The sequence below is a fragment of the Siansivirga zeaxanthinifaciens CC-SAMT-1 genome, from assembly GCF_000941055.1.
Classification (GTDB): Bacteria; Bacteroidota; Bacteroidia; order Flavobacteriales; family Flavobacteriaceae; genus Siansivirga; species Siansivirga zeaxanthinifaciens.
In genome coordinates this window covers 2,342,936-2,365,907 of sequence record NZ_CP007202.1, presented here as the reverse complement: position 1 = coordinate 2,365,907, position 22,972 = coordinate 2,342,936, and the positions used below count along the sequence as shown (strand labels likewise).

Sequence of the window (22,972 nt, the reverse complement as noted above, 5' to 3'; positions counted from 1 at the left end):
TAAAAATTAAGTTTTCGTTAGATGGAATTTTACTGTAGATGAATCACTTCAAATACTTGTTTAAATAACCTTTACAAAAACCTCTTTTTTTAAAAGTTTAATATATATAATAGTGTTTTAATTAAAAAAGAATAAATGTATTTAATAAAAAAAACATTATAATAAATTAATACGATTCATTAATTCTGATTTACTTGTTCTACTTATAGGTATTAATTGTTTATTAATCAAAACTGTATTCTCTTCAATTCCAATTATTTTATTAATATTAATAATGTAGGATCTATGAACTCTAAAAAAATCTATTTGAGAAAGTTTCGTATAGATTTTTTTTAAATTAGAATGCACTATGTAATTTGCTTTATCTGTATTAATAACGATATAATCACCCTTAGCACTTATATAATTGATATTAGAAACATCAATTTTTATCAATCGTTTATCGATATTTATGTATAATTGATTGTCTTTAGACTGAACGTTATTATTTAATAAATCGTTTTTTGTTTCACTATTTGTAGCCTTTAACTTCTTAATCGCTTTAATAAACCTTAGAGGTAAAACAGGTTTTAATAAATAGTCTATAACCGAATCGTATTCATATGATTCAATAGCAAAGTTCTTATCTGAAGTTGTGAGAATAATTTTAGGAGATGATTTTAAATTGCTTTTTAAATCGCTATTTTCTAGAGTATTTATAAAATCAAAACCTGTGAAATCTGGCATATTAATATCTAATAAAACAAGATCGATTTGATATTTTTCATCTTTTAAAAATTTTATTGCAGAAACAACATTTTCAAATTCTGCTATAACATTTACGTTCTCTATCCCTAAACATAATTGATTTAATATAGTTCTTGCTGTAGCTTCATCATCTATTATTATACAATTCATGTTATTTTTATCTTAAAGTGAAATTAAAAATTTAGTGATTAAAATTAAAACTCTGTCAAATTCTTCTGCTAAGGTGTTATTCCCTGCTCTTAAATTATCCTCATGCTGCGATGCTATTTGGTATCCTGTTTCAAAACTTAAAATACTTATTTTATGCTTTAATTTATGCACGGAATCCGCAGCGATATCATATTTATTAGTGTTTATATTATAGTAATATAACTCTTTTTCTTGAGGGAATTCTATGTTTATGACGTTAATGAGTCTCTTGAAAAAGGCTTCATCGCCATTAGATAGTTTGTTTATGTAAATTAAACTGGGCTTATCCATATATTACTTTTTAATAGTAAAATAAAATACAGTACCCACTGTTGGTTCCGAAGATAGCCATATGGTACCTCCATATATTTCTGTAATTTTCTTTACAATTGATAAGCCTATGCCTGTTGAATATTTATTTTTAGTAATATAATAAAATATTTTGAAAATTTGGTCATGATACTTTTTATCTATACCAACACCATTATCTTTAACGTAAAATTGATAGTGTGACCGTTTAGATTCACATCCTATTTCTATTAATCCAACTTTTTTATCAATGTGATTAACTGCGTTGTTTAATAGATTTTGAAACAATTGGTTAAACTTTATTTTATCGGCATAAATAGTTGGCAAAACATTTTTGATAGAAATATTAATATGCTTAGGAACATGAAGTGTTTTAATAATATCTTCTACTAGATTATTTAAATTGAATGTTTCATTTTGTCCAGAGTCAGAATTAATACTCGAATACTTTAAAATTCCTGTAATTAAAGCCTCCATACGTTCTAGCGTTTGCTCAAGGTGATCGAAATGCTTTAAACTTACTTCATTAAAGTTTGCTAAATTATCCTCTTTTATCCATGTTGTTAGGGCACTTATGTTTCTTAATGGTGATTTTAAATCATGTGAAACAATCTGAGCATACTCTTGAAGTTCATTGTTTTTGTTTTTTAACAATTTTACAAGATTATCTAAATCTATTTGCAACTTTTTTTGTTCTGTAATATCTAGATGAATACCAATAGAACCTATAACTTCACCATTTAAATTATAATTTGGTGCACCACTTATTAGCCAAATACGATTTTCACCCCTTTTATTCTTAACCTCAATCTCGTATGAATTTGAATGACCAGCAAGACGTTTTTTATTTTGTTTTTTTAATAATTTTAAAGATTTATTATTTAAGAAAAATTCACTTGCAAATTTTCCTAATAATTCTTCTTCTTTATATCCAGAAATTTTAGAAAAACTATGATTACACATTAGTACTCTGTCGTGATTATCGACCTCTAAAATACCTAAATTCATATTTGCAATAATACTTCTGTACTTTTGTCTTTGGGCTTCTAAACTTTGTCTGTGTTTTTTTTGTAAAGTAACATCTCTATAACACCATAAGTGCCCAGTATAGTCATTATCAACATATAAAGGAATAAAATCTCTCTCTAGTATTTTGCCATCAATCATAGATAATTCATCTGCTAAAACAGTTTCTTTTTTTTGTAAAATATCATTAATTCGATTAACAAAAAGTTCAGGCTTTTGAAAAAGATTTTTACTTTGTTCTGCGGCATTAGTACAATCTGCACCAATCATTTCCTTAGGGGAAATTGGAATATTAAACATTTCACAAAAACGAGAATTAGTTAAAACAATTTTCCTGTTTTCATCTTCTAAAAGAATTCCATTTTCGAAGCTGGAAATTAATTTTCGTAATAATTTTTCTGACTTTAAAAGTCTTTTTTGTACGCGTGAATTTTCATTTAAACTAATGGCATTTTTTATTTTTAAACCAATAATTTCAGCAACATTTTCAATGGTTTGAAGTTGAACATTTGTAAAATGATTTTTATCAGGGTGTTCAGAATCGATAACAGCAATAACTTCATTTTCAATAATAATTGGAACAGTAAGTTCTGAATAATTTCTTGCAATATCTACTATATAAAGAGGCTCTTTACTTGTGTCGTGTAATAATTTTGACTTACCTGTTTTAGCTACTGTTCCTACAACACCTTTACCTATCTCAAATTTTAAACGATTTACAATATCTCCTGTCTCACTAATTTTTTCATCACTTGCTGCAATTTGTTCAACTAAATTTTCGCAGTGATTTACAGAATAAATTACACAATCGTCTGTGTTTAAAAACTTAGCTATTTGCTGAGTTATTTTTGACGATATTTCATAAATATCCATAGTTCCTAAAATGGATTTGGTTATATCATTAATTACATCGGTAATTATTTCATTTTCCTTGAACTTAGTAATATCACGTATAATTCCTTGAGCTGCAACAGCATTACCGTCGTCGTAAATAATACTTGCATTTATGTGAGTTATTATAAACTCATTTTTGTTGTTTTTAATTTTAATTTCAAAATCTGTTAAGGAACCTTCTTTTAATAGTTTTTTAAACGAATTAGTAACTCTAGCATAATCGTTTGGTAAAACCATATTTTTTAAATTATAGTCTACTTTTTCACTATCAAAACCTAACATTTTCATAGCTGATTTATTCATTTTAAGTAAATTAAAATTTAAATCCATAATTACATAGGCGTCTACTATATTTTCAAATACACCTTGTAATTGAGAATCTGATCTTTTAAGTAACGATTCTAAATCTGCATTTAATTTTTCTAATTTAATGTTAGCATTGTAGAGCTCTGTAGATTTTTTTTCTAATATTTTTTCAGCTTGTTTTCTAGCCGATTTTTCTCTAGCAAGTGCTCGTTTTAATATGTCAATTTTATCTTTACTCATTAATTTTTGGTAATAATAAACTTAACTTCAGTACCATTTTGTTTTATTTTTTCTAATAAAATAGTAGCCTTAGAATTAAAATAATCAAAGGTTTTATACATTAATCCTAAACCAAAATGATGCATTGATCTACTAGACTTATAAATCATGATCAAAGTGTTTTGTTTTTTTTCTATAACCTCAAAACTTGGTAATTCTGCATCTGGGTATATTTTTAAAACTTCTACATGAATATGGCTTTCAATAGATGCTAGCAATTCAATAGGGTCTGTATATTTTGAGAAAAAACTTGGATAATTGTTTAGTAAAAGATTAAAAAAATGTAAAGCATATGCAAATAACAAATCATCTATAGTAATTTTTGTTTTCAGGCTTAAGTTTTGTAATAATTCTAACATTTCTGAAAACTCATAAGTTCCTACCGCAGTGTAAGCTCCTTTAGAGGCCAAGCTGGCGTTTACTACAATATCATCTACCATTTCAAGACCATATTCTTTTTCAACCATTTCTAAAAATTCAGTAAAAACAATTCCTTTCATTTTATTCGACTATTTCATTAATACTCCAATATTCAAATGTCTTTTTTATTTTAGAAACATAATCTTCATATTTTAATGGCTTTAGAATATAACCTGCAATTCCTAATTTTCGACATTCAAGTATATCTTTAGGATTATTAGAAGTTGTTAAAACAATAGCTGGAATACTTCTTAAATCATCATTATTCTTTAAAATTGATAAAAATTCAATACCACCTAATTTTGGCATATTTAAGTCTAACAAAATAATATCAGGCTTCTTGCCACTTTTTTTTAAAATCTCAAGGGCATATTCTCCATTACTCGCTTCAATTATTTTATGATTGTAATTTAATGAAGTTACAACCCTATTTAACTTCATTAGTTCAATTATGTCATCCTCAATTAAAAGAATGTTTAATGTTTTTTTCATCTTTTATTATACAAAATAAATTTCATCACAAATTAACAGGTTTGAAATTATTTTTTTTATTCTGAATTGATTTATTTATTGAATCCCATAAATTAATTCTTTTTTGTAGTGATTCTTTTGCAATTTCTAAAGTTTCCAACCACTTTGTATTACTATCGCCACAAAGTTCATTTATCATTTGTAAAGATAAAGGTCCGTGTGAATCTTTATCTAATTCTATATGTCGTTCTAAGTAATAAATTAACTTATTATAAGGCTTGCTTTGTGAAGACGATTTTTTTAATATTTCTAAAAAAATATCAGGAATAATATCTTCCCTTCCATAGGTAAATGCAGATGCTATCAAGTGAGGTTTTTTTGTTTTAATGACATCAAAAGTAAATTTAACAAATTCTAAAACGGGTAGATCTATATCTAATTCATTGAGTACATTCTCTATACTAAGACCAGACGAAATAAGATTTTTTAATAAATTTATTTGTGACATATCTGCACCTATTTGTTGCATAGCGTCACAATACATTTCAAAATGACTTTTGGGTTCATTTAATTCATTTACATCACTTTCTTCACCTAAAACAATTTCATTAATAAATCTTGTTAAAACTGGATTTTCTTTAGGAAGCCATGGTATATCAACATTTGTAAGCTGTATTTGTAAAGCTTTTAACAACGACATGAAATCCCAAACTGCAAAAACATGATTTTCGGTAAAAACTTTAATATCTTCTATACTAGTAAGGCTTTTATAAAGTATATGGGATTTTAAAAGCTCTCTGTATTGAGAAATATTATCTTCTATGTATTGTAATTTATCCATTATTAAATGTTATTTAGAGTTTATTTAACAACTTATTTAAACAAGTATTTAAGAATATACTTTTTGTTTGTATTCAATAAATATTATGAACTGTAAATTAAAAAAAAAGATTATTTACATGCTCTACAGCTATTGGCAAACAAAACACATTTTATACATTAAATTTTAATAATTTGAAAGAAGAAAACTAACGAATTAAATATGTTTAAAATTTACATTCTAGGAACTATTTAAATAAAAAAGGGGAACACTCCTAGCAATATTTATATTAAAACTTAAAAAGAAATAACACTTAAATTAAATTTTAAAAACATTGAATACTTAAACCATTAAAAAACTAGCTATTTCTTTGGCAATAGAACTTTAAAATTCAATAATACCAAATATTCTTACCGTGCCCCCCTCTAAAAATTATTTTCATTTTTTACAAACTAAAAACAAATCTTAGATATTTGAGATTTGAAATAAATTTGAAAATTTACTTTTTTTCATAAAATAATTAAGTACTTAAAAATAAATGTGAAAAAACATTAATTTTTAAGTACTTTGAATAAAAATAATATTCAAAATTAAGATTTATCTTTTGTTATATATTTTATATTTCGGTGAATGGTATTAATTAATAATTTAAATGCATATATCTGAAGTTAAAGTGATATGTAATTTAAATTAAAATCCTAATAGAATCTTAAGAAGCAATTAACCAAAAGAAACACCCAAACTAACTAATTTATAAGTATTAAAATTTTATTATTTTGATAATATTTTCTTCTCAAAATGGCGCTTTGACGCTTCACATGTAGAACATTCGTAATCATCGGGCAAATCTTCAAAAGCCGTATTTGGTAAAACATCTTGTGTTATATCGCCGTATAATTCATCGTAAATCGTTAAACAATCCTGGCATTGATATACCTGAGTTTCTAAAACCTCTTTATTCACTTCTTCTGCAGGTTCTTCTTCGCGTTCTTTTCCTAAGGCTTCAAAATAAAGTTTACTTAATTCCATTAACAAGCCTGGTAATTCAACCACATCTACATCCTGAACATGCATAACATAATCTCGTGTATTGGGGTCGAAATTTTTAGCATAAAGTAAATTGTACGTATCTCTAATTATAAAATCGCCAATAGACTCTGGTTTTTTGTTTTTTTGAATGACAATTGAAGTAAAATAATCGGTGTACTTATTATAATTTGTAATGCCAAAGGTTAAGCCATAGGTACTAATATCGTTTTGGTCGAAATTAGTTACCAAGTATTTTTTAAGGTTTAAAGCCTCTTTATCGTTTACTGGTAAATGCCAATTAAGCTCTAACATAGAGTGGCGCACATTGATACCAAACGTACCCAGAAATTTTTCCCAATTTAATTTGGCTTTTAAAGGAATTCCTTTGACAATAAACGATTTCCAAGGGGTAATTGTAATTTTACCAATTTTATTTTCGGCACATAAATCGCAAAGGGCTTTTAGAAAATCTAAATCATATCGGTTATTTCTCCAATAAAGTCCAAGCCAATATTTATCGCCTATTCGGTTCATGCCTTCGTAATAAGGAAAGGGATAAAAAGGAATTTCTAGAGGCTTATCTACGGTTCTATTGTTTGTCTCAACGGCATCGTTTACCAATTCAAAAATAGTTTCTACATTTTCTGGTTCTTCCTGAAGAATGGCTTCGATGGCGCGTTCAATTTTATCTAAATCCCAACTGTAAACTAAAGCAGGATACATTTGAGCTTTTTTCCATTCGGGTAAGCAAATGTATAAATACCAGTAATCTTCGTGCTCAGAAGCTATAAAATTAATATGTCCTGTGAATAAGGGTACCAAGCGTTGTTTTGGGTCGGTAATATTTACACGTAATTTAAGTTTATGCTTAAATTGCTCTAAAACATAGAGGTAGCGATCGCTTGTTAACCAAGATGTGCTTGGTAAAATATCTGCAGAAACATAAGACGATACAATGTTTTCTATTTTTTCGTCGTTAGGCTTTACCACTTGCAGTTTATCGAAGGTTTTTAGCAAGTGTTTATCAATTTTATCTGGAAAAATAATGTCTTGTCTAGAGCCAAATGAAATCGCATTTAAACCCAGACTTTCGGCGGCATTGCATATATATTTTAATTCTCCTGGTGATAAAACACCTCCGTTAATTAATAATCTGTATGATGCTTTCATGATGCGATAACTTTAGTATTATTAAGAATTTCTCTTACTTCGGTTTTACAACTTCCACAACCCAATCCGGCGCCCGATTTATTACAAAGTTCTGTGAAATTAGTGCATCCCGATTGAATTAATGCTTCAATATTTCCCGCTCCAACTTGACTGCACGAACAAACGAGTTTACCTAGAACTGGTTCATCTTTAGAAGACCCGCGCAACAAGGTATTTCGTTTATCTGACATTTCAATTTTACTCTCTATCATAGTTTTAAACTCGGCAAATTCATTTTTATCGCCCATTAAAACAGCGCCAATAAGCAAATCATCTTTTACAATGCATTTTTTATAATAGCGTTTAGAAATATCGGTGAAAATAATTTCCTCGTAAGTATCATCATTTTCTGGGATATTAATCTCACCAATGCTAAATAAATTTAAATCGTTAAATTTTAAAATATTCATTAAAACCGAACCATTATAAGCTTCACTTATATCACCAGCAATAAAGTTTGCCAGAATACTTGCTTGTTCTTCGGCAGCAGATGTAATGCCAAATAACTGATTGTTAAATTCTGCTATTTCACCAATAGCGAAAATATCGGGATGCGAGGTTTGTAAATGCTGATTTACAATAACGCCTCTTCCACATTTAATGCCGTTTTCTTTAGCTATCTCGATATTTGGTCGGGTACCAATGGCATACACAATGGCATTGGCGGTAATTAATTTACCACTTTTTAATGTGATGTTTAATCCGCCCGTATCTTCATCGTCAAAAACCGTACTCACTTCATTATCAAAATATATTTGAATGCCACGCTCTTGTACATCTAGAGATAATAGTTTGCTCGAAATTTTATCTAACTGGCGCTCCATAAGTCGTGATGCACGCTGAATAATGGTAATTTTAACGTTTTTATGCTTCATGGCAGCTGCTAATTCCAGTCCTAATAATCCGCCACCAACAATAACAACATGTTGCTCTTCAGGAGGCAATCCTGTAGCATCTAAGTAACTTTTAAAACGATCGGCATCGCTTTTATTTCGCATAGTAAAACGTCCGGGTAAATCTATTTGAACATCTTTAGGAATGAAAGCACGACTGCCCGTAGCTAAAATGAGTTTATCGAATTTATGGGTTATTCCTTGGCTATCGACCACTTCCTTTGCGATACTGTCAATTTTATTAATAGTGGTCTCCGGATGCAGTTTTATGCCCAGTTTATTTAACTCTAATTTTTTTATTTTAAGTAATTGATCCCAGCTTAACTCTTCGGTTATATATTCTGGTAAGAGCACCCGATTATAAAATAAATTAGGTTCTTTTGAAAACACGTGTATTTCATCGACCTCATTATTTTCACGGTAGTTTTGAACAAAGCGAAATGCTGCCGCGCCCGCCCCAACAATAATAATTTTTTCAACTGGTTTTTTATATCTAGCGACTTTAACTCTGGTAAACTTAAAATCTGGTTCTTTAGATTGTGGGTCTATATGAGTATTTGTTAAATTATTGGCTCTATTTAGGTCGCTTTGCAACTGTTTGCCCCAATGCATCGGTAAAAAAACAACGCCTTTTGCAATGGTATCGGTTACTTGAGCTCTTACGCGCACCACGCCATTATCGCTTTTAATTTCGGTTATATCGCCGTCTTTAATTTTGTAGAGATAAGCATCGTACGGATTAATTTCTAAAACTGGTCTGGGATAATGTGTTTTTAACCGCGATACCTTTCCTGTTTTGGTCATGGTATGCCATTGGTCACGCACCCTTCCGGTTGTTAGAATAAGCGGAAAATCTTCATTCGGTAATACTGAGGTATTTAAAATTTGAGTAGGTATATTAAATATAGCTTTTTTAGAAGGCGTATAAAATTGTTTATTTTCAAAAAGCCTTGGTGTGCCTTGGTGTCTGTATTCTGATACAGGCCATTGAAAGGTACCTTCATTTTTTAATCTGTCGTAATTTAAGAAGGAAATATCGATGTTAGTTCCTTTGGTCATCGAACAATACTCATCGTAAATCTCTTCGGTACTGTTATAATTAAATCCTCTAAAGCCCATTCTTTGGGCAAAATCACAAAAAATTTCAACATCGGGCCTGGCTTCTCCGGGAGCATTAATTTCTTTTGGGAGTTAAGCAATACGGCGCTCTGAGTTGGTCATGGTTCCCTCCTTTTCTAACCATGCCGCGGCAGGCAAAACTAAATCGGCATAAGCCACCGTATCCGATTTATGTGAAATTTCCTGAACCACTACAAACTTGGCGTTTTTCATGGCTTTTTCAATGCGATGTGTATTGGGTAAACTTACCAGCGGATTGGTACATGCAATCCAAACTGCTTTAAGTTTCCCCGACTCTAAGGCATCAAACATTTCGGTAGCTGTTAAGCCGGGATTAGGCGAAATTTTTTCAACGCCCCAAAATTGAGCGACTTCGCGCCTATGCGCTTCATTAGCCAAATCTTTATGCACTGCCAATAAATTGGCCATACCGCCAACTTCACGTCCGCCCATAGCGTTGGGCTGACCGGTAAGTGAAAAAGGGCCCGATCCTGGTTTACCTATTTGTCCGGTAATTAATGATAAATTTAATAAAGCAACATTTTTATTAACACCCACAACACTTTGGTTAAGTCCCATGGCCCACATACTAATAAAACCTTTTGAAAGGCCAATGGTATCGGCTGCTTTTCGAATATCTTTTTCTGAAACACCACAAATTATTGAAGCATCTTTTATGGATGTTGAAAATATGTGCTCTTTATAAGCACTAAAACCTTCGGTATGATTCTGAATAAAATCATCGTCAATCAACCCACGTTCATAGAGGCATCTTCCCAACGCATTATAAAGTACAATATCGGTACCTGGTATAAGTTGTAAATGTATATCTGCGAAATTAGCAGAATCTGTTTTTCTGGGGTCGACAACAATTATTTTTACTTCTGGATGTTTTTCTTTGTGTTGTTCGATACGCCTAAAAAGAATTGGGTGGCACCATGCTGGGTTAGCTCCTGTAATTAGAAAACAATCTGCTAATTCGATATCGTCATAAGAAATAGGAACACTATCTTCTCCAAACGTTTTTTTATAACCTACCACTGCCGAACTCATGCACAAACGCGAATTCGTGTCGATATTATTCGTGCCTATAAAACCTTTTGTTAGTTTGTTGGCGATGTAATACTCTTCAGTTAAACTCTGTCCAGAAACATAAAAAGCTACACTATCGGGTCCGTGTTTTTTAATAATTGATTTAAAAACACTGGCCGCTCGATCCAGAGCATCATCCCAACTTACACGCTCTCTTGGGTGCGAACGACTCCAGCGCATTTCGGGATATAGAATTCTATCGGACACATCGTTAGCTACATAATGTAAATTCATGCCTTTAGAGCATAGCATGCCTCTGTTAACAGGATGATCTTTATCGCCTTCAACAAAAACTTTATTATTACTATCTCTGGTTACAATGATGCCGCAACCAACTCCGCAATAAGAACACGTTGTTTTTACTTTTTTCTTAATCATGTATCGCCTTGATATTATACTAATTAAAACATTTCATAAACACCATCCAACTGGTATGATTATTATTAAAAAAATGGATTTTTAAGGGTATTATATTTATCTTTTTAATAAAATTTACTTCTATAAATACCGATTTCAAAAGAGAGAGAAAACCTTTAAAAATGGTAACAGAAATAAACCAAATCAAGCCAAGTGTACTAAACATAAATTTTAGTAAACTTAATTTAAAGTTGTTTTCTAATTCTAAAGGACACATAATTTGGTATTTATAATTACAAAAGTAAGTATAAATACTTAATTTTATACGTATAAAAATACGTATTTATATATTTATATTAATTTATTAATAAAGAAATTAAATTTTAGCAATTCGCTAAATAAGAAGATGTAAAAATTGATTTAAATATAAAATCGATAAAAAAAAGAAGAAAAAACGTTAGACCAAGTTAAATTCTTTAGCCTTATTACTTAGTTCCATAAGGTTTTTAACATCTAACTTTTTCATTAAGTTAAAACGGTGCACTTCGGCAGTTCGCTTACTAATAGATAATTCTTCGGCGATATCTTTATTATTTTTAAGTTGAAGCACTAAATCTAAAATTTGTTTTTCGCGTTTTGTAAGTTTAAATGGGGCATCTGTTGGTGTATTTGACCTAGATTCTTTTGAGGTACTTACATTACCGTTAACAAAATTATTCATGATAATTGCCGAAACATCCCCTGTAAAATATTTGCCTCCATTAGCTACCGAGTTTAAAGCTTTAAGAAACTCTTCTTTACTGGCACCTTTTAACAAATAACCATCGGCACCGGCTTGTATGGCCTTAACCACGTATTCTTCGGAGTCGTGCATAGAAAGCACTAAGGTTCGAATGTCTGTATATTGCTTATTTATAGCTTCGACAACCTCGATACCATTTAACTCGGGCATTCTAATATCTACAATGATAATGTGAGGTTTATTTGTTTTTATAACCTCTAATGCTTCAGCTCCATTTGATGCTTCGGCAATAACACGAATCCCTTCCTGGTCTTCTAAAAGTGCTTTGATGCCGTCGCGTACTAAAACATGATCATCCGCTAATACAACATTTATCATTTTAAATCAATTTAATTACTAATACAAAATTACGAAAATTTACGTAACACTACTTAATTTTAAATTGGAATATTGAATGTTACTCGGGTACCTCTACCTATTTCAGAATTTAAAAATAAACGACCATCAATAAATTTAATACGTTCTTTCATAAAAGTCATTCCCATACCGCCGTCACCATTTTTAACATTTTTTACTTTAGAAGGATCGAAGCCCTTACCATTATCATCTATTACAATACTTAAAATATTTTCGCTGTGCGATAAAGACACCAATATATGCGTAGAATCGGCGTATTTAATGGCATTATTTATAGCTTCCTGTACCAAACGGTAAATATTAATTTCAACCAACGAATCTAGGCGCGCATTAAAATCGGTTTTATTAAATAATATAATTTGCTTGCCCGTTAATTTTGCCAGCTCATGAATAAGTTTCGTAATGGCCGGCACAATACCATGGTCTGATAATTCCGGAGGCGTTAAATTAAAAGTAGCTGTTCGTACCCCTTTAATAATATTGGTGGTAAGCTCTTTTAAATGTTCTATTTTAGCTGCTGTTTTATTAATATCGGTAATATCGATACTCTCCAAATTGTATTTTAAACCCGTAAGCATTTGTCCGATGCCATCATGCACATCTTTAGCAATGCGGTTTTGTTCCTTTTCCTGATTTTCTATAATCTTACTGGAAATTATTTTTTGATGCATCATTTTTTCCTCAAAACGCTGCTTAGTTAAGTGCTCTACTTCTATTTGGGCTGCTTTTCTGGAGGTAATATCTGAGGCTATAATTAATAATTCCGAACGTTCATCACTTAGATTAAAAGGCATAATGGCCATTTCCAACCAAATATCTTTTTGGTCTTTTGTGGTTGCTTTTACTTCGCCTTGCCAACCTGTTTTTTTATTTTTAGCAATAATATCGTCAATTACTATTTGTTCTTTTGGGTTAATGGAAAGCACTTCAGAAAAACTGGTGCTCATATTAAATCTGGTGAATTTAAAAAGTCTGGAAAACTTTTTTCCTATATGTACCAACTCGCCATTTTTAGTGATTCTGGCAAACAACAAAGCTTCATCCATTGCTTGACTTAAAGCGCGTAATTCTCTAATAGACTTTTCTTTAGATAAACTTAACTCATCGGCATCAATAGCCATTTGTTTCGCTTTCTTTTCTGCAATTAATAGTTCCGCTAAGGTGGCGCGTACACTTTTTGCTGCAGGCCAGAAAATAAACACAAACTCTAATAACAGAATAAAAATGGTTAAACTCGTTAGCAACAATTCTAATTTTCGCAACCAATTTACTTTCTCATCGGCTTCCAAATCGTACTGGTTTACAATTTGATCCATTTTTAAAAGAAAGTCGCCTTCGTTTAATTTTACTGTCTTAATATCATTTAAAAGCACTTCATTATCTGAATTAATATCCAAATTTAAAGTGTTTAATATCGATTTGGTGGCTGTATTAATTTTGTCAAAGGTTGGGTTTAGTTCTTGAAACAAACCAACAACAACCGCACTGTTGTCTCCCGGAACCCCTAAACTATCGTTACCTTCTTGCAACGCCAAATGAGACAGTTCCCAAAGTTCTAAGGTTTTAGTCAACTTATTTTTTACAGTGAAACGCTCTTCTAAACTTTCGGTGTTTGTAAGTGTTAAAATTTCTTTTGTTAATTTCTGACTAAGCATGCGCTGCCTACCGGCAACGTTAATAACTGTAGAATCGTTTTGCTGGGCATTTAAATGCTTTCTAATAAGTATCTGACTAACAATAACGGAAAGCGCAATAGTACTTAAAGCAATTATATACAAACGGCTTAATTTATCAAACGTACGCTGATCTAGAGAATTACCGTTTTTTGTCATGAATAATTAATTTTAAGAGATCGCTTCTTTAACCAACGCTAAACTTTTTTCAGAAAATTTAATCTTTAAAGCCTCTGCATGTCCCTCTTCAGACATCTTAACCCAGGTTTTCTTTAAAATATCAACCACTTTTTCGTCGCTATGTTTTTCAGCAAACTCCTCGAAATAGTAATCTAAAAACACCAAACAAATAACATCTTCAATCGTTTGGCTTTCTTCATTTTTCTTAATTAATTTCTTATTAATTAAAAACGAAACACGCTCAATAAACTCGGTATCATACCCCACTTCCTTTAAAATTTCAGATGTAATATCGGCATGCATTTTTTTAAGCGTTTCACGCCATTTTAAATAGCCAACACGATCCATAGGATACGAATCTCTTGCTATTTTCCATCGGCAAATATGTTGGGCCCGCGCAGCAATTTGCAAAGCTCTGGAAGCATTAGGTTTAAACTGAAGTAATTTTTGAGACATCCGTTGCGAATACAACAACTCCTTCGGAAATTGTAATCCGTGACATTCGTAGGTATTTATATCTTCAGCGTTTTTTTTATCAATTAATGCTATGGCAATTTCAAATCGTGTCGGTTTCATGGGCGCAAATATTTGTTTTAATCTATAAAGCCAATATACACATTTTCGCCATCAATTTTAACAGGATATGTTGCAATTCTTAAATCATCGCCACCCAGTTGTTTACCGTCCTCCAACGAAAAATTCTTTTTATGCATCGGGCAGGCAACCTTGGCAATACCATCCTTATCGCCTATCATGCCTAGAGATAAAACCATTTCCATTTTATGCGGACATAAATTTTGGCAGGCATACCATTTGTTTTTTCTTGTAAAATTATAAACAGCAATTTGTTTGGTTTTATATTTAATACAAGCCCCACTATTCTCTGGAAAATCCGAAACTACGCCCACCTTAAACCAATGTACGACCTCGGTTTCTGCAACTGTTTTGTATTGATTAAGTATATCCTGCATATTATTTTTATTTAAATTCTATATTTTATTTGGGCGTTACCTTTCAGGTCGGGCTTTCGCAGTCGCTCTCTTCGAGGAGCTCCAACAAATGCTCAATCCCTAACGCGAAAGCATTTTAGTTTACAAATGGCCAACCATTACAAAAAAACCTCACAACAATTAAAATTACCAGGCTTTTGGCATTTTTTGATCGCGCATAGGCACAAAAACCAAGTTATCATCGGTATCATCAGAATTCACAAAATGTCTGAAACGTTTTAACAAATTCGGATCTTCAATCGCTTGTTTCCATTCACATTCATATTTATTAACAAGCCCTTGCATTTCAGCTTCCAAATCGTCTGCAATGCCCAGAGAATCTTCAATAATAACCTTCTTTAAATAGTCTATACCGCCATGTAATTTCTCTAACCAAGGAGCCGTTCTAACCAAAGGACCCGCCGTACGTATGTAATACATTAAAAATCGGTCCAGATATTTAATAGCAGTGGCATCGTCTAATTGTTCTGCAAAAAGAATAGCATGTTTAGGTGTTGCGCCTCCATTACCACATACGTATAAATTCCAACCACCATCCACAGCAATCAATCCGAAATCTTTACCTCTAGCCTCTGCACACTCCCTAATGCATCCCGAAACACCGCCTTTTAATTTGTGCGGCGAGCGTAAGCCTTTGTATCTATTTTCAATTTCAATGGCAAACGTTACACTCTCGTGCATTCCGTAGCGGCACCAGGTAGAACCAACACAGCTTTTTACCGTACGTAAAGACTTTCCGTAAGCATGACCGCTTTCAAAACCAGCATCTATAAGTTCCTTCCAAATAAGTGGCAACTCATGAATTTGAGCTCCAAATAAATCAATACGTTGGCCGCCAGTAATTTTAGTATATAAATCGTATTTTTTAGCAACTTCCCCAATAACAATTAATTGGTCGGGGGTAATTTCGCCACCTGCAACACGAGGCACCACAGAATACGTACCATTGCGCTGTATGTTCGCTAAAAACCTATCGTTGGTATCTTGAATAACAACTTGTTTGTTTGGCGTTTCCATAGTTATGGTTGCAAAAATTGAAGCTAATGCAGGTTTGCAAACCTCACAACCATCGCCATCGCCAAATAAATTTAAAGCTTCTTCGTAATCTTCAACTTTATTTATTTTAACCAAATCATACAACTCTTGTCTGTTAAAACTAAAGTGTTCGCAAATGGTTTCTTTAACCTCTTTACCAAGCGATTTTAAGGTTTCGTTTACCAAATCGACCACCATAGGTTTACAACCGCCACAACCGGTAGTAGCTTTCGTTTTGGCAATAACATCGGTTAAATTATTACTTCCTTGTTCTGTTATCGAACAACAAATAGCGCCTTTAGAAACACTCTCACAAGAACAAACCTGAGCCGTATCGGGTAAATCCATAACGCTACCAAACGATTTTCCGCCCTCACTTGCTGGTAATATTAATTGAGATGGATCTTCCGGAATGGCCATGCCGTTTAAATACATTTGATGCAACATATTATAATCTGAAGCATCGCCAACCAAAATACCTCCTAAAAGCGATTTACCATCATGACTTACATTAATACGTTTATATAAATGTTTGGTTTTATCTTCAAAAATTACCGAATGCCCTTTTGATGCTGGCATAAAAGGCTCGCCAAAACTTGCAACATCGACACCAATTAACTTCAGTTTTGTCGACATATCAATCGATTCTGGCATTAAAATCTCGGTATTTCCCAAAATCTGATTGGCAGCTACTTCGGCCATATCATAACCTGGAGCTACCAAACCGTAAATCATACCATGATATAAAGCGACTTCACCAATAGCATAAATATGCGTATCCGATGTTTGCATTTTATTATTTACAACGATGCCACCGCGTACGCCCATTTCTAAATCGCAGGTTTTCCCCAACTCATCTCTGGGACGAATTCCTGCAGAAATAATAAGCATATCGACATCTAACACATCATCTTCTCCAAATTCCATTCCTGTAATAGCTGCATCGCCTAAAATTTGGTTTGTTGCTTTACTTAAATGAATATTTAAACCAATAGACTCTAGTTTTAATTGTAACACCTGACTACTTCTGGCATCCAACTGTCTGGGCATTAATTTAGGTGCGAACTCAACAATATGAGGCTCTAAGCCCATATCCATAACCGCTTTACCAGCCTCTAAACCAAGCAAACCACCGCCTAAAACAGCAGCTTTCGCGTTTGGATTCGTAGCTTTTAATTTAGCTGCATACTCTAGCATGCCCTCTAAATCTTCAATGGTTCTGTAAACAAAAACCCCTTGCTTTTCTACCCCTTTAATATTAGGTACAAACGGCGAAGATCCGGTTGATAATACCAGATAGTCATAAGAATACGTAATATCTTTAGAACTTGTTATAGTTTTTGTAGCACGATGTATATCGGTAATTCTAACCCCAGTAATGAGTTCGATGTTATGAGATTCGTACCAAGATCTCGGCGCCATTTCTAAAGCCTGAGCATCTTGATTTTCAAAATATTCGCTCAAATGAACACGATCGTAGGCTGGACGTGGCTCTTCACCAAATACCGTAATTTTAAAGCCTTCGTTTCCAGGTTTAGATACAAATTTTTCACAAAATTTATAACCAACCATACCATTACCTATAACAATAATATTTTTCATATCTACGTAATTTACGCTACAAACATAAGTAAAAACTACGTAATAATACTTAATTTTAATTCAATAAAATCAATAAAATACTAATTATTAGAAATTTGATAAATTCTAAGGCTGTTTTCTACGTATTAAATAAAATACATGAATTGTAAATACTAAAGATTTAAGAATTCTATTGTGCGTGAATAGTAACTATCACGCTTTTTGAAGCTGGTGTTTTAGCAGTATGCGCAAAAGAATCTAGTGGCACTAAAACATTTGCTTCCGGGAAATAGGTAGCACAACAATGTTCTGGTATATCGTAACCTACCACTTTAAAGTTAGCAGCTTCTCTAATTTTACCGTTAAATTTGGAAGTAATAGTAACAACCTGTTGGTCTGTTAAATTACGTGATTTCATGTCGTTTCTATTCATAAAAATAATCCGACGCTCGTTAAAAACCCCACGATATCTGTCGTCTAAACCATAAATGGTAGTATTAAATTGGTCGTGACTACGTATGGTCATCATGATTAATTCACCTTCATTTAATTGCCATTCTGGAAGTTTATTTATAGAAAAATTAGCCTTTCCTGTTGTGGTATTAAATTTTCTAATTCGGGCACCATTAGGTAAATAAAATCCAGACGGATTTTTTAAACGTTCATTAAAACTTTCAAAACCAGCCACAACTTCGGCAATATCATTACGAACTAATGCATAATCATCTTTATAGGCTAACCAGTTTATTTTAGAACGGTGTTTTAAGGTTTCGTATGCTATACCACAAACAACAGCCACTTCACTTAATAAATTCTTGGAGCATGGTTCTAAAACACCTTTAGTTGCCGAAACAATCCCCATAGAATTTTCAACACTTTGTACTTGAACTCCAGTTTTTTGATAATCTTTTTCAGAACGTCCCAAACAAGGTAAAATAAGCGCTTCTTTACCTGTAACTAAATGCGATCGGTTTAATTTTGTACTTACATGTACCGTTAAATCACAATTAGCCATGGCTTTGGCCGCATAAAGCGTATCTGGAACTGCCGAAATAAAATTACCACCCATACCTAGGAAAACTTTTACCTGTTGTTCATACATGGCTTTTATAGCATCTATCACCGAATAGCCATGCTTCCCTTTGGGCTTAAAGTGGTATTTTGCCTCTATTCTGTCTAAAAAGGCTTTGGGTGCGGCTTCCCATATACCAACCGTTCTATCGCCTTGCACATTCGAGTGGCCTCTAACCGGACAAGTGCCTGCGCCTTCCTTGCCAATACTTCCTTTTAACAATAATAAATTAACAACTTCCCGAATATTATCAACGGCGTTTTCATGTTGCGTTAAGCCCATAGCCCAACACACAATAATTTTATTGCTTTTTAATATTAAGTCGAAAGCTTCATTAAAAACACCTTCAGAAACACCAGACAATTTCAAACAGGTTTCGAAATCGTATTGTTTTAAATTGTCTATAAAAGCATCATATCCATAAGTATATGCTTCTATAAATGCTTTATCAAAAACGTTTCCTTCTGTGTTTTCTTTTTCTAAAAGTTTTAAAAGTATGGCCTTAAAAAATGCGACATCACCATTAATGGTTACTGGTACAAAAACATCCGATAATTTGGTGCCGCCTGTTAATAAAGCTTTAGGGCTTTGCGGATTTACAAACTTAACCAACCCAGCTTCTGGTAAGGGATTGATTGTAATAATTTTTCCACCGTTTTTTTTGCATTTTTCTAATGCCGAAAGCATACGTGGGTGATTGGTTCCTGGATTCTGTCCAACAACAAGTACCAATTCGGCTTTATATAAATCGTCTAAAGTAACCGAGCCTTTTCCAATGCCTAAAGTTTCTGTTAAGGCTACACCACTGGCCTCATGACACATATTAGAACAATCGGGTAAATTAGTGGTGCCATATTCCCGAACAAATAATTGGTATAAAAAGGCTGCTTCATTGGTTGTTCGGCCTGAAGTATAAAAAACAGCTTCGTCGGGCGAATTGGTTTTATTTAAATGTTCGGCGACTTTTTTAAAGGCTGCTTCCCATGAAATAGGTTCGTAATGTGAAGCGCCTTCGGGTAAATACATAGGCTGTTCTAATCTCCCAGATTTTCCAATTTCAAAATCACTCCAACCAGAAAGCGTATCGACACTGTAGGTTTTAAAAAAATCGGGGGTAATTAATTTACTTTGCATTTCCTCGGCCATAGCTTTCATACCGTTTTCACAGTATTCACCGAGTACAGAACGTTCATCGTCGGGATCTGGCCAGGCACACCCCGGGCAATCGAATCCGCCTTTTTGATTTATTTTAAGTGAAATTTTTAAAGCATCAACCGGATTCATATACTTTGAAACTTGATGCACTGCAGAAGTTATAGCTGGAAATCCAACACTGGTTTTCTTAGGTGGAGTAACTTTAATATCAGTAAACGTTTCTGATGTTTTTGCTTTTTCTTCTGGTGATAACGGCATTGCAGTTTCTTTGAAATTTATCGGTTGCTTTTGATGAACTCTAAGGTACGTTTTTCATTATAATAAATATTCTTTTTGTCGATAAAACCAACGTGTCCGCCATGTTGAGGCATTTCTAAATACAGATTCGGATTGTTTTTTGCCTCTTTTACTGGGTAACAGTCAGGCGATAAAAACGAATCGTTGAGTGCATTTATAATTAACGAAGGTGTTTTAACATGTGGCAAAAATTGCAAACAACTGGACTTGGCGTAATAATCGTCTGCATCTTTAAATCCGTGTGCTTTGGCCGTGTAAACTTCATCAAAATCTCTTAATGTTTTTATTGAACAAAAGGCTTCAATAGGCAATTCTTCTGGAAATTTATTTAATTTACTTAGCAATCGTTTCATTAAATGATTAAGAAATCGGTTAGCATACGGTCGGTTTTTAGGTTTATGCAGTTCGATGCAAGAACCATTTAAGTCGGCAGGCACCGAAATTGCTATGGCCGATTTTATTTCATTGGGTACATCTTCGCGTTCGCCCAAGTATTTTAAAATTAAGTTGGCTCCTAAACTGATGCCATACAAATATATTTCTGAGTAAGTTTTTAAACTTAAAACATGGTCGATAATATCCTCAATATCTTCGGTAGCTCCCGAATGATAACTTCTAAACTTTAAATTATCTTCCCCGCTACAGCCTCTAAAATTGACACAAATCGCATCAATATCGTTCTTATTTAAAAGCTTAGCAACGCCTGTAACGTAAGGCCTTTGTGCGTGTCCTTCCAACCCATGAAAACATATCACTACTTTGTTGGTTTTAGATTCGGAGTAACTCCAATCTAAATCTAAAAAATCGCCATCTTTTAAGGTGATACGCACACGCTCTTGTTTTACGCCTGATACACGGCGAACCAATCCGGAATACACCGTAGAAATAAATCCGTTTTTAAATAAAAATAAAGGTTTGTAAGTCGATTCTAGTATTGGCATTTGGATATTGGTTGATGGTTTTTGGTTATTGGTTGTTGGTTGTTGGTTAAAGCCTAAAGCATACAGCATTAAGCCATTACCTTCAAACTTCTAAGTTCACAAATTTAAAATCATTTCCATTAAAAAGGCCTTTATCACTTAATTTTAATGAAGGAATAACAAGCAGCGCCATAAAAGAAAGCGTCATGTAAGGTGCATGTAAATTACTGTCCAATTTTTTGGCAAAGGCATCTAATTTGGCATAAGCTTCGGCTACCGTTTTTCCGTCTTGATCGCTCATAATTCCAGCCACGGGAAGCGGTAAAATTTGAGCTTCGGTATTTGAAACCGCACAAATACCGCCTTTGTTTTCAATAATTAAATTAACCGCTTTACAAATCGTCTCATCGGTAGTACCAACAGCTATAATATTATGCGAATCGTGCCCAACAGACGATGCAATAGCACCTTCCTTTAGGCCGATGTTTTTAATGAAAGCAATCGCAGGCGTTTCATTTTTATAACGATTTACAACGGTTATTTTAAGAATATCTTTGTCGATGTTTGAAACTATATTTCCATCAATCACAAGAGGTGCTTCAATAGATTCTTTAGTTACTAATTGGCCTTCTAAAGCATTTATAACACGGATTTTCTTTCCTGTAGACTTTAATTTAAAATCGGAAACGGACTTTTTGCTACAATTAAAATTATTGGGGTTTTTAAACGAAACAGGCTTGATTTGCGAGGTGTTGTTATAGAATACCAATTCACCATTTATATATGTTTGAAGCGTTTTAAAATGCATTAAATCTTCAACTACAATACAATCTGCCGCATCGCCTTCCTGCAGCAACCCAACGTTTAACCCATAGTGTTTAACCGGATTTACACAGGCCATTTGAAGGACTTTAAACAAGTCGATTCGTTTTAAAATAGCACGCTCACATAATTTATTTATATGATTTAAAATTAAATCGTCGGGGTGTTTATCGTCACTACAAAACATCATGTTTTCGTGATGTTGGTTAGCCAAATCTATTAATGCATCGAAATTTTTGGCAGCACTACCCTCTCGAATTAATATTTTCATGCCTTTTTGAAGTTTTTCTAAAGCTTCATTATAAGTGAAACATTCGTGGTCGGTAGAAATTCCTGCCTCTATATATTTTGTAATATCGTCACCTAAAACCCCTGGCGCATGACCATCAATGGGTTTATTGTAATGCTTTGCCCAGGCTAATTTTTGCAAAACTTCGGCATCATCAAACAAAACACCCGGATAATTCATCATTTCTGCCAAATAGGTAATATCTGGATTTTGAAGTAATTTTTTAATAGCTTCGGCATCAATTATAGCGCCTGCCGATTCAAAAGTCGTTGCCGGAACACAAGAAGGTGCACCAAAATGAAACTTAAAAGGTACTTGCTTACCATTTTCAATCATAAATTCAACGCCTGCAACACCTAACACATTAGCAATTTCATGCGGATCTGAAACGGTTGCTACCGTGCCGTGTTTTACAGCCAATCGTGCAAATTCACTAGGCACTAACATAGAGCTTTCTATATGAATATGAGCATCTACAAAGCCCGGCATAATGAATGTTTCAACAGCATGCTGCTTTTCGTTTATAGCAGTAATCTTTCCGTTTTCAACGATAATTTCACCTTTAAAAATACGTTTATTTAATACATCAACTATATTGCCTTGTAGTGTCATTTTTTAT

Annotated in this window: 15 protein-coding genes and 1 pseudogene; all 16 read right to left on the bottom strand. The window is 32.8% G+C overall.

What is annotated here, in order from left to right; all coding sequences use genetic code 11:
* Positions 1-156: 156 nt before the first annotated feature.
* The 16 genes and pseudogenes from AW14_RS10680 to ade all read right to left on the bottom strand — a co-directional run bounded on the left by AW14_RS10680 (position 157) and on the right by ade (position 22,965).
* Complete coding sequence (locus AW14_RS10680) at positions 157-897, bottom strand: LytR/AlgR family response regulator transcription factor (RefSeq protein WP_044638797.1); 741 nt, start codon at positions 895-897, stop codon at positions 157-159.
* 12 nt (positions 898-909) lie between these two features.
* The gene (locus AW14_RS10675) at positions 910-1,227 is read right to left on the bottom strand and encodes a hypothetical protein (RefSeq protein ID WP_044638796.1); all 318 of its coding nucleotides are present in this window, start codon (positions 1,225-1,227) and stop codon (positions 910-912) included.
* A 3-nt stretch (positions 1,228-1,230) separates the two neighbouring features.
* Entirely contained in the window at positions 1,231-3,711 is a 2,481-nt protein-coding gene (locus tag AW14_RS10670; RefSeq protein ID WP_044638795.1) for a PAS domain S-box protein, read from the bottom strand.
* Positions 3,711-4,250, bottom strand: coding sequence for a heme NO-binding domain-containing protein (locus tag AW14_RS10665; protein WP_044638794.1), 540 nt, complete (start codon positions 4,248-4,250; stop codon positions 3,711-3,713). The genes AW14_RS10670 and AW14_RS10665 overlap by 1 nt, the downstream gene beginning before the upstream one ends.
* 1 nt (position 4,251) lies before the next feature.
* Positions 4,252-4,662: a response regulator gene (locus AW14_RS10660; RefSeq protein WP_044638793.1), complete on the bottom strand. Its 411-nt coding sequence runs from the start codon at positions 4,660-4,662 to the stop codon at positions 4,252-4,254.
* A 25-nt stretch (positions 4,663-4,687) separates the two neighbouring features.
* Complete coding sequence (locus AW14_RS10655) at positions 4,688-5,482, bottom strand: DUF3050 domain-containing protein (RefSeq protein WP_044638792.1); 795 nt, start codon at positions 5,480-5,482, stop codon at positions 4,688-4,690.
* A gap of 750 nt (positions 5,483-6,232) precedes the next feature.
* Positions 6,233-7,660, bottom strand: a complete 1,428-nt coding sequence (locus tag AW14_RS10650; RefSeq protein WP_044638791.1) for a rubredoxin — start codon at positions 7,658-7,660, stop codon at positions 6,233-6,235.
* Positions 7,657-11,181, bottom strand: a pseudogene (locus AW14_RS10645) (molybdopterin-dependent oxidoreductase). The gene AW14_RS10650 and the pseudogene AW14_RS10645 overlap by 4 nt, the downstream one beginning before the upstream one ends.
* A gap of 436 nt (positions 11,182-11,617) precedes the next feature.
* The gene (locus AW14_RS10635; protein WP_044638789.1) at positions 11,618-12,280 is read right to left on the bottom strand and encodes a response regulator transcription factor; all 663 of its coding nucleotides are present in this window, start codon (positions 12,278-12,280) and stop codon (positions 11,618-11,620) included.
* 59 nt (positions 12,281-12,339) lie between these two features.
* Entirely contained in the window at positions 12,340-14,151 is a 1,812-nt protein-coding gene (locus AW14_RS10630) for a sensor histidine kinase (RefSeq protein WP_044638788.1), read from the bottom strand.
* Positions 14,152-14,163: 12 nt separating this feature from the next.
* Positions 14,164-14,748: a DUF4202 domain-containing protein gene (locus AW14_RS10625; RefSeq protein ID WP_044638787.1), complete on the bottom strand. Its 585-nt coding sequence runs from the start codon at positions 14,746-14,748 to the stop codon at positions 14,164-14,166.
* Positions 14,749-14,765: 17 nt separating this feature from the next.
* The gene (gene nirD, locus AW14_RS10620; protein ID WP_044638786.1) at positions 14,766-15,143 is read right to left on the bottom strand and encodes a nitrite reductase small subunit NirD; all 378 of its coding nucleotides are present in this window, start codon (positions 15,141-15,143) and stop codon (positions 14,766-14,768) included.
* Between the two features lie 165 nt (positions 15,144-15,308).
* On the bottom strand, positions 15,309-17,819 hold the full coding sequence (gene nirB / locus AW14_RS10615; RefSeq protein WP_044638785.1) for a nitrite reductase large subunit NirB: 2,511 nt from the start codon (positions 17,817-17,819) through the stop codon (positions 15,309-15,311).
* Positions 17,820-17,988: 169 nt separating this feature from the next.
* Complete coding sequence (locus tag AW14_RS10610) at positions 17,989-20,283, bottom strand: FdhF/YdeP family oxidoreductase (protein WP_044638784.1); 2,295 nt, start codon at positions 20,281-20,283, stop codon at positions 17,989-17,991.
* 17 nt (positions 20,284-20,300) lie between these two features.
* On the bottom strand, positions 20,301-21,263 hold the full coding sequence (locus AW14_RS10605; RefSeq protein ID WP_044639611.1) for a YheT family hydrolase: 963 nt from the start codon (positions 21,261-21,263) through the stop codon (positions 20,301-20,303).
* A gap of 82 nt (positions 21,264-21,345) precedes the next feature.
* Positions 21,346-22,965, bottom strand: coding sequence for an adenine deaminase (gene ade / locus AW14_RS10600; RefSeq protein WP_044638783.1), 1,620 nt, complete (start codon positions 22,963-22,965; stop codon positions 21,346-21,348).
* Between the last annotated feature and the right edge of the window lie 7 nt (positions 22,966-22,972).